The sequence below is a fragment of the Kosakonia sp. MUSA4 genome (assembly GCF_013085925.1).
Lineage (GTDB): Bacteria > Pseudomonadota > Gammaproteobacteria > Enterobacterales > Enterobacteriaceae > Kosakonia > Kosakonia sacchari_B.
Genome location: NZ_CP025697.1, coordinates 4,708,051 through 4,721,834 on the forward strand (window position 1 = coordinate 4,708,051; position 13,784 = coordinate 4,721,834).

Sequence of the window (13,784 nt, forward strand, 5' to 3'; positions counted from 1 at the left end):
TTATTAACAATAAATAAAAATGATGATTAAGGAGTATTGAAATTTACTTTAAGCAGGGTTAACTGATTATTTATTATTCTGACAACTGTGGTGCTTTTTCGAACTTACTGGCACGGACATCGCGCCGTAAGCCGCATGCACACTGGCCTGAAGCGATACAGCAGCGAACCTGAGAACGCAATCATGCACCCGATTTCAGCCGCTGTGAGAAGAAAGACTTATATTCGGCGCGGCATCCGTGCTATTTCCGATCGCTCACTGGCCTTTCGCCCGAAAGATTTTTCGCAGATATTTATCCAGGAATTTTCGCAGAAGAACAGCAACACCTAACGTAAATTAATAGCGCAGTTTTACTTGCAAACCGGATAATAAAAATGCGCCATTATCTTTACATAATGTGTCTTTTGCCACTTAACAGCATAAAAATCCGCAATAACGACTTCAAATACCATTGGAAATCACTAATTTATCATTAACGATACATTCCGCTACTGGCGATTTCCTGCTCTTTTTGCGGGAACGCTCCACTCAATGCAGATATTTTTCAAACCATCCAAGGGTTCGTTGCCAGGCCAGTTCCGCCGCCGCATGATCGTAGCGCGGCGTTGAATCGTTATGAAAACCATGGTTAACGGCCGGGTAGATGCAAGCTTCAAACACCTTGTGGTTGGCCTTCAGTGCCTGTTCATAGGCAGGCCAGCCTTCGTTAATATTTTTGTCCAGTGCAGCATAGTGGAGCAGTAACGGCGCCTTGATTTTTTCCACCCCGGCGACGGGCGGCTGGCGGCCATAAAACGGCACCGCACAAGCCAGCTCCGGGTAAGCAACTGCCGCTGCATTAGCAACGCCGCCGCCGTAACAAAAGCCGGTGATCCCGACTTTGCCAGTGGCATCCGGATGCTTTTGCAGAAACTCAATGGCGGCAAAGAAGTCATTCATCAGTTTTGTGGGATCGACTTTTTGTTGCAGCTCGCGTCCTTCATCATCATTGCCGGGATAGCCGCCAACGGAGCTTAAACCATCCGGAGCCAGCGCGATGTAACCGGCCTTGGCAACGCGGCGAGCGACATCTTCGATATACGGATTCAGCCCGCGATTTTCATGCACCACCACGACGGCCGGCACTTTGCCCGTCGCTTTTGTCGGTTTAACCAGATAACCGCGAACATCGCCGTGACCGTTGGGCGATGGATAGGTAATGTACTCGGGGCGAATATCCGGATCGGTAAATTCGACCTGCGTTGCCAGCGCGTAGTTGGGCTTGAGCAGATTGAACAGCGCCAGCGCGGTCATGCCGCCGACCGTGTATTTGCCAGCCATCTGTAAAAACTCGCGCTTGTTGATCTTGCCGTGCGCGTAGTAGTCATAGTAGTCGAGCAACTCTTGCGGGAAATCTTTCGCCGTCAAACGCGTCATTCTCTGTCTCCTCCATTTAGCCACTCTAAGCAAAGCATAGCGTTACAGTTTTTGCCCAAAAAATGCGCAGGTATAACCATAACCTTTTGATAAGCTGAAAACGGACGTAAGATAAAAACGCTGTTTCGATTTTCATATAAAAGCCAGATAAGAAAGGAGACATCATGCCCGGTTTCGCCAATCCGAATCGCTACGAACAGATGCAGTATCGATACTGCGGTAAAAGCGGCCTGCAACTGCCCGCGCTTTCTCTCGGTTTGTGGCACAGCTTTGGTTATGGGCAGGCGCGGGATTCGCAACGCGCCCTGCTGCGTAAAGCCTTTGACCTTGGCATTACCCACTTTGATTTAGCCAACAACTACGGGCCGCCGGCCGGCAGTGCGGAAGAGAATTTTGGTCGTCTGCTGCGCGATGACTTCGCCGCTTATCGCGACGAAATCATTATTTCCACCAAGGCTGGCTACGATATGTGGCCTGGCCCGTATGGTTCCGGCGGCTCGCGTAAATACCTGCTGGCCAGCCTCGATCAGAGCCTGAAACGCATGGGCGTTGAATACGTGGATATCTTTTATTCACACCGCGTAGATGAAAAAACGCCGATGGAAGAGACCGCAGCAGCGCTCGCCCAGGCGGTGCAAAGCGGTAAAGCGCTGTATGTTGGCATCTCTTCTTACTCCACTGAACGTACGCAACAGATGGCAGCGTTGCTACGCGAGTGGAAGATCCCACTGCTTATCCATCAGCCTTCGTACAACCTGCTGAACCGTTGGGTCGATAAAACCGGCCTGCTCGATACGCTGGAAGATAACGGCGTGGGATGTATCGCGTTTACCCCGCTGGCACAGGGACTGCTGACCGGCAAATACCTGAACGGCATTCCGGAAGGTTCCCGTATGCAGCGTGAAGGCAAGAAAGTGCGCGGTTTGACGGAGAAAATGCTGACACAGAGCAATCTCAACAGCCTGCGGTTACTCAATGAGATGGCGCAACATCGCGGGCAGTCGATGGCGCAAATGGCGTTGAGCTGGTTATTGAAAGATCAGCGCGTTACCTCCGTGCTGATTGGCGCAAGCCGTCCGGAGCAAATCGAAGAGAACGTACTGGCGCTGAATAACCTGACATTCAGTGAAGAGGAACTGGCGCAAATCGATAAGCATGTTGCCGACGGCGAGTTGAATCTGTGGCAGGCATCGTCAGATAAATAACAAAAAAGCCGGGTAGCGCTGCTTGCCCGGCTTTCCGCCCTCTTACGGCTTTTATCAGTGATTATGGCGCGTCAGACGATCCAGATATCCCATAACGAAAGCAGACAAAACAAACGTCAGATGAATTATCACGTACCACATCAGTTTATTGTCCGGGACGTTTTTCGCGTCCATAAACACACGCAGCAGATGAATCGAAGAGATCGCCACAATGGACGCCGCCACTTTGTTCTTAAGTGAAGTCGCGTCCATTTTGCCGAGCCAGTTCAGCTTCTCTTTGTGCTCGGCGATATCCAGTTGCGACACGAAATTCTCATAACCGGAAAACATCACCATCACCAGCAAGCCACCCACCAGCGTCATATCCACCAGCGATAGCAACGTCAGGATCAGATCGGCTTCCGCCAGGTTGAAGACATTGGGCAGGACGTGAACAATCTCCTGGAAGAATTTCAGCGTCAGCGCAAGTAAAGCGAGGGAAAGGCCAAAGTAGACCGGGGCGAGCAACCAGCGCGAGGCATACATTGCGTTTTCCAGAAAGCGTTCCATGTAGCGTTAGTGTCCTGTCAGATAACGAAACCGACGCCCAGTATATCTCAGGATGGCAAACATTTTGCAACACCTGGCCGGGCGGGGTTACACATCCTCCGGATTCACCCACGGCCGCTGATTCTCAGGCCAGACCAGCACCACCAGCGCCGGATAGGCTTCCATACTGAACTCGCGAAAACACTGGCGCAGATTGAGGACATCCAGATCGGACTGCGAGACTTTTTCACCGTTGACACAGCGTTTTTTTATATTGTCGTAATACTTATACACCGCTGAATTGAGATCGCTACAGCGACGCTGTGCTTCAAATAAACCCGGCGTACTATTTAATTCCGCCATGTTCATACGTTTAATTGTCGCATGAAGAAAATCAATATATTCATGGTTGACGCGCCAGTACCATACCGGAGTAATCGCGTTCATTAATACCGAAAAATGATCTTCGCCTTCCTCTTTCGACAATGGCTGATACTGCGGAGGGCGATTGTCAATTTCACTAAGGGGAGTGTTTTTATTGTACTCACGCATCAATAAAAGTACGCCGCCCGTCAGCAGCAATATAGCAATAACAGAATAAAAAATACTGTTCATGAGCAGGCTCCTTTTTTTTGATTTTAAAAGTGCGCCGTGATATTGTCAACGAACCTCACGCCCGCACTCCCTCTTCCTTGTTGATATTAAAGGACATTAGAAATGCTTCCCGAGAATCTTGTCCCGGCACGATTTCATATTTCTACTGCTGAAACCAGCCCTGGAGAAGAAGGAACAGAAACTAATTTAGCTCAGGGGAAAACAACCCTCGCCGATCATGCCAACGATATATTAGCTAATGCCAGCCGCGGTGGGCAGTCAAGAAATATGTTACTTGAAGAGCGCGATCGCCATATAAAAGAGCGTCTGTTGCGGGTGGTAAAAATCGAGACATTCGCTCGTCTGCTTAATGACTTACAAGAAGAGGGCGAGATTGAACCCCAAGTATTAAGTCAAATAATTACCGAAAAAACGCAGCAAATTAATGAAAACGGGAATGAGATTTGGCTTAACCTGATTACTCGCGAAAAGGACGGGCCACTATTTTATAAGCTTGGGGATGAATAACATGAGCGATGTCGATAATAATGTTTATTTAACTTTAATTGACAAAAATAGCGATGAATTTATCTTAGAGCACAATAAAGAAGCGCTGATACTCAGTAAAAATGAAACCATCGCCCGTATTGCCCATGAGCTGGTTTCCATTCCTGCGGCGCTCGTGCGCCTGAAATGGCAGAACCGCCGGGAAATCTACCCGTTACAGATAAAAGAGGAAATTTACGGCGCGGTGATCAATGCCATCATCGAGCTAAAGCCGGAACTGCGCGACAAAATCATGGGGCGACTGGAGGCTAACTACCAGCATTTGCTGGCGCGGGAAACCGCAACGCTGCGCCTGACCCGCAAACTCAGCGACGGCGAATACCATACGACGACGGTCACCACCGTCGCGCCAGAGGCAGGCAACCAAAAAGCCGCGCCGGAGAAGCAAGAAAAAACCGCAGGCACAAAATTAAAGTAAGCGCGTCGCCTTTTTATTCCCCACATATATCAGACATAAAAAAAGCTGGCCTTTGCCAGCTCTTATCACTCAGCACCGCGTTTAGTGTGCTTTAACCGTCTCTTCACCCACCAGACCGATTTTGAGATAGCCCGCCTGATGCAGGGTATCCATCACTTTCATCATCGTCTCGTAGTCCACGGTTTTATCCGCACGGAAGAAGATCGTGGTGTCCTTTTTACCTTCCGTTACGGCATTGAGCTGGTTAACCATCGTCTCGTCGGTTACCGGATCGTTGCCGATGAACATGGTGTTATCCGCTTTCACCGACAGGTAGACCGGTTTTTCCGGGCGCGGCTGCGGCTGGCTGGTAGAGGCAGGAAGATTCACTTTTACATCAACGGTGGCAAGCGGCGCGGCCACCATAAAGATAATCAGCAACACCAGCATAACGTCGATAAACGGCGTCACGTTGATTTCATGCATTTCGCCGTTATCATCCAGGTTTTCGTTAAGACGCATTGCCATAGAGCATCAACCTACACGTAATTTTGACGCAGTGCGAACCGGCTGCGCATTGCTGGCGGCCAGGTCAAGATCGCGGCTTTGCAGCAGCAGAACCTGCGCAGCAACATCGCCAAGCATGGCTTTGTAACTGCCAATCATGCGGGCAAAGACGTTATAAATTACCACCGCCGGAATTGCCGCTACCAGGCCGATAGCCGTTGCCAGCAGCGCTTCTGCGATACCCGGCGCCACAACAGCAAGGTTAGTGGTCTGCGTCTGCGCAATACCAATAAAGCTGTTCATGATGCCCCAGACCGTACCAAACAGGCCGATAAACGGTGAAATCGCGCCAATCGTCGCAAGATAGCCGTTGCCGCGCCCCATATGGCGACCTATTGCCGCAACACGGCGTTCGAGGCGGAAGCCGGTACGCTCTTTAATGCCGTCGTTGTCTTCGCTGCCTGCGGATAACTCCAGTTCATTCTGGGCTTCATTAATTAATGACAGGCTCAGACTTCTGGCGTGGAAAGAGGAGGCAATTTCGCTGGCCTGATCCAAAGAACGCGCTTCAGCCAGTTTCTGCTGCTCGCGCTTAAGGCGGCGCTTCTGCGAGATCATTTCCGCGCTTTTACTGAAGAACAGCGCCCATGTAGCGACTGACGCGAGAATCAGGCCGATCATCACAATCTTTACGACGATGTCAGCATGGTGATACATACCCCACACGGATAGATCCGTCTGCATCAAATTATTACCCACTGTGTATCTCCGAGACGCAAATCACAAAACCTGCGCGTAATAATATCAAAATGCCACCGAATTGATAGTGGTTCTCATTAGTATTTACATAGTGCCGTAAAGAGAGGCCTGTTTCTTTGCGCTAACACAGTAAACGCCCGCGCAAGGCACGGAATGCGAAAAAATTAACGCTCTGCCGCCAACATGGCGATGCATCAACGCGCAATCATGGTAGTCTGGACATCCAGACGTATAAAAACAGGTTGAGCAACAATGACGGCGAAGCATATAGATACCGCTCTGGTAAACGCAGGGCGCAGTAAAAAATACACGCAGGGTTCGGTGAACAGCGTTATCCAGCGCGCGTCTTCACTGGTATTCGACACGGTTGAAGCCAAAAAACATGCCACACGCAATCGCGCCAATGGTGAATTGTTTTACGGCCGTCGCGGTACGCTGACGCACTTCTCCTTACAGGAAGCGATGTGCGAACTTGAAGGCGGTGCGGGCTGTGCGCTTTTCCCCTGTGGAGCGGCAGCGGTGGCCAATACCATTCTGGCGTTTGTCGAACAGGGCGATCATGTGTTGATGACCAACACGGCCTACGAGCCAAGCCAGGATTTCTGCACCAAAATTCTCGCCAAACTGGGTGTCACCACCAGTTGGTTTGACCCGCTGATCGGCGCCAGTATCGTCAAGCTGATCCAGCCCAACACCAAAGTGGTGTTTCTCGAATCTCCCGGCTCGATCACCATGGAAGTTCACGACGTTCCGGCTATCGTTCAGGCGGTAAGAAGCGTCGCGCCAGAGGCGATCATCATGATCGATAACACCTGGGCGGCGGGGATCCTGTTTAAGGCGCTGGAATTTGACATTGATATCTCCATTCAGGCCGCCACTAAATACCTGATTGGCCACTCCGACGGCATGATCGGCACGGCGGTATCGAATGCACGTTGTTGGGAACAACTGCGCGAAAATGCCTATCTGATGGGGCAAATGGTCGATGCCGACACCGCCTATATGACCAGCCGTGGTCTGCGCACGCTGGGTGTTCGTTTGCGTCAGCATCATGAAAGCAGTCTGAAGATTGCCGAATGGCTGGCAACGCACCCGCAAGTGGCACGCGTTAACCACCCCGCACTGCCTGGCAGTAAAGGCCATGAATACTGGAAACGCGACTTCACCGGCAGCAGCGGTCTGTTCTCGTTCGTGCTTAATAAACGCCTGAGCAACGAAGAGCTGGCGCAATATCTCGACCACTTCAAACTGTTCAGCATGGCCTATTCATGGGGCGGCTATGAATCACTGATTCTGGCGAACCAGCCAGAACAGCTCGCGGCGATTCGCCCGGATGGCGGCGTCGATTTCAGCGGAACATTAATCCGTCTGCATATCGGTTTAGAAAATGTTGATGATCTGATTGAAGATTTAGTGGCAGGTTTCCAGCGCATCGTGTAAACCTGACGTTCGGGGCAGCAAGGCGGAAATTTCTTATTTCTTGCGCCCCGGATCAAGGTGTTTCAGGCGAGTTGGAGTACAATAGCCTCCTCTACGCAGTACCACAGGAAAGTCCATGGCTGTTATTCAAGATATTATTGCTGCGCTCTGGCATCACGACTTTGCTGCGCTGGCAAACCCACATGTTGTCGGTGTCGTTTATCTGGTGATGTTTGCTACGTTGTTTTTAGAAAACGGCTTGCTTCCTGCCTCATTTTTACCGGGCGACAGCCTTTTACTGCTCGCTGGCGCACTGGTTGCGCGCGGCTGCATGGACTTCATCTCCACTATCGCAATCCTCACCACCGCTGCCAGCCTCGGCTGCTGGCTGAGTTATCTGCAAGGAAAATGGCTCGGCAATACGCGGGTGGTAAAAAGCTGGCTGTCGCATCTGCCGGTGAAATATCACGAACGGGCGACTTATATGTTTGACCGTCATGGTCTGCTGGCGCTGCTGGCCGGTCGCTTTCTTGCATTTGTGCGCACGCTGCTGCCTACCATGGCGGGTATTTCTGGCCTGTCGAATCGCCGCTTCCAGCTGTTTAACTGGCTGAGCGCGCTGCTGTGGGTTGGCGTGGTGATGTCGCTGGGCTATGCCATCAGCATGATCCCTTTCGTCAAACGTCATGAAGATCAGGTGATGACCTTCCTGATGCTGCTGCCGCTGTTCCTGCTGGTGATTGGCCTTGTCGGCGCGGTCACCGTGGTGCTGAAGAAAAAGTATTGCAGCGCCTGATTCTCCCCTCTCCGCTCCGGGAGAGGGAAAATCACGCGCCCTGTATCAGGCGGATCCTTGCCACATCTTCACCCGGCGTCAGGCCGAAATAACGCTTAAATTCGCGGCTGAATTGCGACGGGCTTTCATACCCTACGCGTATTGCCGCCGCGCTGGCTTTCATCCCGTCATGCACCATCAGCATCCGCGCTTTGTGCAGGCGGAATGTTTTCAAATACTGCAACGGCGACGTGCTGGTAACGGACTTAAAGTTGTGGTGAAACGCCGAGACGCTCATATTGGCTTCCGCCGCCAGTTGATCCACGCTGAGGTTTTCCGTGTACTGGCTTTCAATCCGTTTCAGCACGCGGCTGATCAGGCTGAAATGCGTCTGACGGCTGACCAGCGCCAGCAGCGCTTCGCCACGCGGCCCGGTCAGTACGTGGTACAACATTTCGCGGATAATCTGCTTACCGAGAATACGGGCGTCCAGCGGATGCTCCATCACATCCAGCAAACGTTCTGCCGCGCAGAGGATCTCCTCTGACAGCACCGCCGAGTTGATACCGCTGGCCGCAGCGCCCGGGTGGAAATATTCGTCTTCACCAATATCCATCAGCAGTTCCTGCAATTGCAGGATATCGACATTTAAGCGCAGCCCCGCCAACGGCACCTCCGGGGTAGCGAAGGTTTCGCACTCAAACGGCAGCGGAACCGTCAGCAGCAAATATTCATTGGTGTCATAACGGAACACCCTTTCATTGATATAACCAATTTTATGGCCGGAAAAGAGAAAAACGATCCCCGGCTGGTACATCACCGGCGTGCGGGTTCCCGGCTGCGTACCGTACAGCAGGCGAATATCCGGTAACCACTCAGCCAGGCGGTTTTCGTTAATTTTCAGCCGTTTAACTTTTTCTGTCAGTTGCAGGCATATCTCTTCACGCTTCATTTTTCGCTACTCCGGCAAGACATTTTGACGAGCACAGTGTGCAGAGTTTTGTGCTTTTTCTCCAGATGCATGGAGAAACAGGCAAGACATCGGCAGGAATGTGCATTGAGAGAGTGGGCGCGCACGCCCACAATAACCGTCATCAGGCAGTCCGCTGCCTCTTTTTTTCACCTCTAGTTAGAAGGGAACGAGCAATGAACAACTTCAATCTGCATACCCCGACCCGCATTCTGTTTGGTAAAGGCGCGATTGCCGACCTGCGTGGGCAAATCCCAACTGGCGCGCGCGTGCTGATCACTTACGGTGGCGGTAGCGTGAAGAAAAACGGCGTACTGGATCAGGTTTACAGCGCGCTGGAAGGGCTGGACATTGTTGAATTCAGCGGTATCGAGCCAAACCCGACGTACGAAACCCTGATGAAAGCCGTAAAAATCGTCCGCGAAGAAAACGTCACCTTCCTGCTGGCCGTGGGTGGCGGCTCTGTGCTGGACGGCACCAAATTTATCGCCGCTGCAGCAAACTATGCTGACGGCATCGATCCGTGGCACATCCTGCAAACCGGCGGTCGCGAAATCAAAAGCGCTATTCCGATGGGGTCCGTGCTGACACTGCCCGCTACCGGCTCTGAATCCAATGCCGGTGCCGTGGTTTCACGCAAAGCCACAGGTGACAAGCAGGCATTCCACTCGGCGTTCGTCCAGCCGGTGTTTGCCGTACTGGATCCGGTTTATACCTACACTCTGCCGCCGCGCCAGGTGGCGAATGGTGTGGTCGATGCGTTCGTGCACACCGTTGAGCAGTACGTCACTTATCCGGTGAACGGCAAAATTCAGGATCGTTTTGCCGAAGGTATTCTGCTGACGCTTATCGAAGAAGGCCCGAAAGCATTGCAGGAACCGGAAAACTACGATGTTCGCGCCAACGTAATGTGGGCAGCGACACAGGCGCTGAACGGCCTGATTGGCGCGGGCGTACCGCAAGACTGGGCAACCCATATGCTGGGCCATGAACTGACCGCAATGCACGGGCTGGATCACGCACAAACGCTGGCGATTGTGCTGCCGGCGCTGTGGAATGAAAAACGTGAAACCAAACGCGAAAAACTGCTGCAATATGCAGAACGCGTATGGAATATCACTGAAGGTTCCGAAAATGAGCGCATTGATGCCGCAATCGCAGCCACCCGCAACTTCTTCGAACGCATGGGCGTACCGACGCGCCTTTCCGGCTACGGCCTGGACGGTAGCTCCATCCCGGCGCTGCTGGAGAAACTGGAAGAACACGGCATGACGCAGCTTGGCGAACATCACGATATCACGCTGGATGTCAGCCGTCGTATCTACGAAGCGGCGCGCTAAGCACTGAAAAGCCCGGCTTCCGTTTTTGGGTTTTTCGACCACACTTAATGCAAACCACCTTACCGGGCCTGTCCCGGTAAGCCTATTGAAAGGAGAAATGCATGACACATCCCACCGTGATTAAGCTTTCCGATGGCAACCTGATGCCGCAGCTCGGCCTTGGCGTGTGGAAAGCAAGCAACGAGGAAGTGGTAACCGCCATTCATAAAGCGCTGGAAGTGGGCTATCGTTCTATCGATACCGCAACGGCCTACCAAAATGAAGACGGCGTTGGTAAAGCATTAGCCAGTGCAGGCGTGGCGCGTGATGAACTCTTTATCACCACCAAACTGTGGAACGACGATCATAAACGCCCAGCGGAAGCCTTGCAGGAGAGCCTGAAAAAACTCCAGCTCGACTATATCGATCTCTGGCTAATACACTGGCCGGTTCCGGCAATCGATCATTACGTGGACGCCTGGAAGGGCATGATCGAACTGCAAAAACAGGGGCTGGTGAAGAGTATCGGCGTGTGCAACTTCCAGATTCCTCATCTGCAAAGGATCATCGATGAAACCGGCGTAGTGCCAGTGATCAACCAGATCGAGCTGCACCCGCTGATGCAGCAGCGCCAGCTCCATGCCTGGAACGCCACGCATAAGATCCAGACTGAATCCTGGAGCCCGCTGGCGCAGGGTGGCGAAGGGGTGTTTGATCAGAAAATTATCCGCGATCTGGCGGATAAATACGGCAAAACACCGGCGCAGGTGGTGATCCGCTGGCATCTCGACAGTGGGCTGATAGTGATCCCGAAATCGGTCACTCCGGCGCGTATTGCCGAGAACTTCAACGTCTGGGATTTCCGTCTGGACAAAGATGAGCTGGCGGAAATCGCCAAACTGGAACAGGGTAAACGGCTGGGGCCGGACCCGGATCAGTTCGGCGGTTAACGTTCTGTCCGGTTTACTGATAAACAAAACCCGGCGTTTTTTGCCGGGTTTTTTTATGGCTCTTAACGAACGCGCGGCGCGCGCTTTTTCGCCGGTGCCGCAGCGGCACTCTTGCCGTTGCTGCGCTGATGCACAATCGGCGTGTGTTTGGTCAGTGCCGGGCGCGACTGGCGATTCTGGCGGCGTGCTTCGCGCATCTCGTCCATCGTCGGCGCAGGCACCAGGCAATCACGGCGTGAACCGATCAGATGCTTTTTGCCCATGGCTTCCAGCGCTTCGCGCAGCAGTGGCCAGTTCGCCGGATCGTGGTAACGCAGCAGCGCTTTATGCAGACGACGCTGTTTATCCCCTTTCGGCACCACCACTTCCTCGCTCTTGTAGTCGATTTTCGACAGCGGGTTTTTGCCGGTGTAATACATGGTGGTTGAGTTAGCCAGCGGCGAAGGATAGAAGTTCTGCACCTGGTCGAGACGGAAACGGTGGCGTTTCAGCCACAGCGCCAGGTTCACCATATCCTCATCACGCGTGCCTGGGTGCGCCGAGATAAAGTACGGGATCAGATACTGCTCTTTACCCGCCTCTTTCGAGTAGGTATCGAACAGCTGTTTAAAGCGATCGTAGCTGCCCATGCCCGGCTTCATCATTTTCGACAGCGGCCCCTCTTCGGTATGCTCAGGGGCGATCTTCAGGTAACCACCCACGTGATGCGTCGCCAGTTCCTTCACATAGCGCGGATCTTCCACCGCCAGATCGTAACGCACACCAGAGGCAATCAGGATCTTCTTGATGCCTTTCAGGCTGCGCGCACGGCGATAGAGATCGATGGTCGGCTGATGGTTAGTGTCCATGTGCGGGCAGATATCCGGATAAACACAGGAGAGACGACGGCAGGTCTGCTCTGCGCGCGGCGATTTGCAGCGCAGCATATACATGTTGGCCGTCGGGCCGCCCAGATCGGAAATCACGCCGGTAAAGCCCGGCACCGAATCACGGATTGCTTCGATTTCATTGATGATCGAATCTTCAGAGCGGCTCTGAATAATGCGCCCTTCATGCTCGGTGATGGAGCAGAAAGAGCAGCCGCCAAAACAGCCGCGCATGATGTTGATCGAAAAGCGGATCATCTCGTACGCCGGAATACGGCTCTTACCGTATGACGGATGCGGCACGCGCTGGTACGGCAGTGCAAAAACGCTGTCCATCTCTTCGGTGGAGAGCGGAATCGCTGGCGGGTTGATCCAGATATAACGATCGCCATGTTTTTGTAACAGCGCACGGGCGCAACCGGGGTTAGTTTCATGATGCAAAATACGCGACGCATGCGCATAGAGCACCTTGTCGCTTTTTACCTTCTCGTAGGAAGGCAACAGCACATAGGTTTTCTCCCACGGTTTCGGGCGCGGCGGCTGGACGGTGACGCGCTTCACTTCCTGCGCCTGCGGTGCGACCTGTTTATTATCCGCGCACGGCAGATCTTCACCATAAGGATGCGGAATCGGATCGATTTTGCCCGGCGTATCCAGACGGGTGGAATCCACCCCGCTCCAGCCCGGCAGCGCTTCCTTAACAATGATCGCTGTGTTGCGAACATCGCGGATCTCCGCGATCGGCTCTCCGGCGGCAAGGCGGTGCGCCACTTCAACCAGCGGGCGTTCACCGTTGCCGAACATCAGCATGTCCGCTTTGGCATCGATCAATACCGAGCGGCGCACGGTATCAGACCAGTAATCATAATGCGCGGTACGGCGCAGGCTGGCTTCGATACCGCCGAGGATCACCGGCACATCTTTCCATGCCTCTTTGCAGCGCTGGGTATAAACCAGCGTGGCGCGATCCGGACGTTTACCGGCAACGTTATCCGCCGTGTAGGCATCGTCGTGGCGCAGCTTACGATCGGCGGTATAGCGGTTGATCATAGAGTCCATGTTTCCGGCGGTTACGCCGAAGAACAGGTTCGGTTTGCCCAGACGCATAAAGTCATCTTTGCTGTTCCAGTCCGGCTGGGAAATGATGCCGACGCGGAAACCCTGCGCTTCCAGCATACGGCCGCAAATCGCCATGCCGAAGCTCGGGTGATCGACATACGCATCGCCGGTAACCAGAATAATGTCGCAGCTATCCCAGCCAAGTTGATCCATCTCTTCGCGCGTCATCGGCAAAAAAGGCGCAGGGCCGAAGCAGGCCGCCCAGTACTGGGGCCAGGAGAAAAGGTCTCGATCCGGCTGGATCAGGGATATTGCGCTCATCTTGCTTCCAAAATTGGTAAAAAAATAATCAAAGGCCGGCGATTATACGCCGGATTGTAGCGGGAAATGAAGGAGTATTACGCGCTTGTTTCCGGTGCCCGAAAAGCTCAGGAAACATGAGCCTGATAAGTG

At 53.0% G+C, this 13,784-nt stretch carries 13 protein-coding genes and 1 pseudogene; 7 read left to right on the forward strand and 7 right to left on the reverse strand.

Annotated features, from left to right (window positions below):
• Positions 1-528 precede the first annotated feature (528 nt).
• Positions 529-1,416, reverse strand: a complete 888-nt coding sequence (gene yghX / locus C0557_RS22305) for a YghX family hydrolase (protein WP_208661216.1) — start codon at positions 1,414-1,416, stop codon at positions 529-531.
• A 164-nt stretch (positions 1,417-1,580) separates the two neighbouring features.
• Between yghX and C0557_RS22310 the strand changes: the two genes are divergently transcribed.
• Complete coding sequence (locus C0557_RS22310; RefSeq protein ID WP_208661218.1) at positions 1,581-2,621, forward strand: aldo/keto reductase; 1,041 nt, start codon at positions 1,581-1,583, stop codon at positions 2,619-2,621.
• Between the two features lie 54 nt (positions 2,622-2,675).
• On the opposite strand, the gene C0557_RS22315 is transcribed toward C0557_RS22310, so the two are convergent.
• Both C0557_RS22315 and C0557_RS22320 read right to left on the reverse strand, forming a co-directional pair.
• On the reverse strand, positions 2,676-3,170 hold the full coding sequence (locus C0557_RS22315; RefSeq protein WP_074772584.1) for a TIGR00645 family protein: 495 nt from the start codon (positions 3,168-3,170) through the stop codon (positions 2,676-2,678).
• Positions 3,171-3,257: 87 nt separating this feature from the next.
• Positions 3,258-3,764 (reverse strand): ESA_00282 family adhesion-associated protein, encoded by a 507-nt coding sequence (locus tag C0557_RS22320; protein ID WP_208661220.1) that lies wholly within the window; start codon positions 3,762-3,764, stop codon positions 3,258-3,260.
• A gap of 102 nt (positions 3,765-3,866) precedes the next feature.
• Between C0557_RS22320 and C0557_RS22325 the strand changes: the two genes are divergently transcribed.
• Both C0557_RS22325 and C0557_RS22330 read left to right on the forward strand, forming a co-directional pair.
• On the forward strand, positions 3,867-4,271 hold the full coding sequence (locus C0557_RS22325) for a hypothetical protein (RefSeq protein ID WP_074772578.1): 405 nt from the start codon (positions 3,867-3,869) through the stop codon (positions 4,269-4,271).
• Between the two features lies 1 nt (position 4,272).
• Entirely contained in the window at positions 4,273-4,728 is a 456-nt protein-coding gene (locus C0557_RS22330; RefSeq protein ID WP_208661222.1) for a cytoplasmic protein, read from the forward strand.
• A gap of 81 nt (positions 4,729-4,809) precedes the next feature.
• On the opposite strand, the gene exbD is transcribed toward C0557_RS22330, so the two are convergent.
• Together exbD and exbB are read right to left on the reverse strand one after the other, a co-directional pair.
• Positions 4,810-5,235 (reverse strand): TonB system transport protein ExbD, encoded by a 426-nt coding sequence (exbD, locus tag C0557_RS22335; RefSeq protein WP_007370131.1) that lies wholly within the window; start codon positions 5,233-5,235, stop codon positions 4,810-4,812.
• Between the two features lie 6 nt (positions 5,236-5,241).
• Complete coding sequence (exbB, locus tag C0557_RS22340) at positions 5,242-5,973, reverse strand: tol-pal system-associated acyl-CoA thioesterase (protein WP_208661224.1); 732 nt, start codon at positions 5,971-5,973, stop codon at positions 5,242-5,244.
• A 252-nt stretch (positions 5,974-6,225) separates the two neighbouring features.
• Here exbB and metC point away from each other — a divergent pair, with 252 nt between their 5' ends.
• Both metC and C0557_RS22350 read left to right on the forward strand, forming a co-directional pair.
• Complete coding sequence (metC, locus tag C0557_RS22345) at positions 6,226-7,413, forward strand: cystathionine beta-lyase (RefSeq protein ID WP_043956530.1); 1,188 nt, start codon at positions 6,226-6,228, stop codon at positions 7,411-7,413.
• A gap of 115 nt (positions 7,414-7,528) precedes the next feature.
• Entirely contained in the window at positions 7,529-8,188 is a 660-nt protein-coding gene (locus C0557_RS22350; RefSeq protein ID WP_074772567.1) for a DedA family protein, read from the forward strand.
• Positions 8,189-8,219: 31 nt separating this feature from the next.
• Here C0557_RS22350 and C0557_RS22355 read toward each other — a convergent pair whose 3' ends face one another.
• Positions 8,220-9,119, reverse strand: a complete 900-nt coding sequence (locus C0557_RS22355; protein ID WP_208661226.1) for an AraC family transcriptional regulator — start codon at positions 9,117-9,119, stop codon at positions 8,220-8,222.
• A gap of 194 nt (positions 9,120-9,313) precedes the next feature.
• Here C0557_RS22355 and yqhD point away from each other — a divergent pair, with 194 nt between their 5' ends.
• Together yqhD and dkgA are read left to right on the forward strand one after the other, a co-directional pair.
• Positions 9,314-10,477: an alcohol dehydrogenase gene (gene yqhD, locus C0557_RS22360; protein WP_208661228.1), complete on the forward strand. Its 1,164-nt coding sequence runs from the start codon at positions 9,314-9,316 to the stop codon at positions 10,475-10,477.
• A gap of 101 nt (positions 10,478-10,578) precedes the next feature.
• On the forward strand, positions 10,579-11,406 hold the full coding sequence (dkgA, locus tag C0557_RS22365; protein WP_208661230.1) for a 2,5-didehydrogluconate reductase DkgA: 828 nt from the start codon (positions 10,579-10,581) through the stop codon (positions 11,404-11,406).
• A 62-nt stretch (positions 11,407-11,468) separates the two neighbouring features.
• On the opposite strand, the pseudogene C0557_RS22370 reads toward dkgA, so the two are convergent.
• A pseudogene (locus tag C0557_RS22370) lies at positions 11,469-13,720 on the reverse strand (YgiQ family radical SAM protein).
• Between the last annotated feature and the right edge of the window lie 64 nt (positions 13,721-13,784).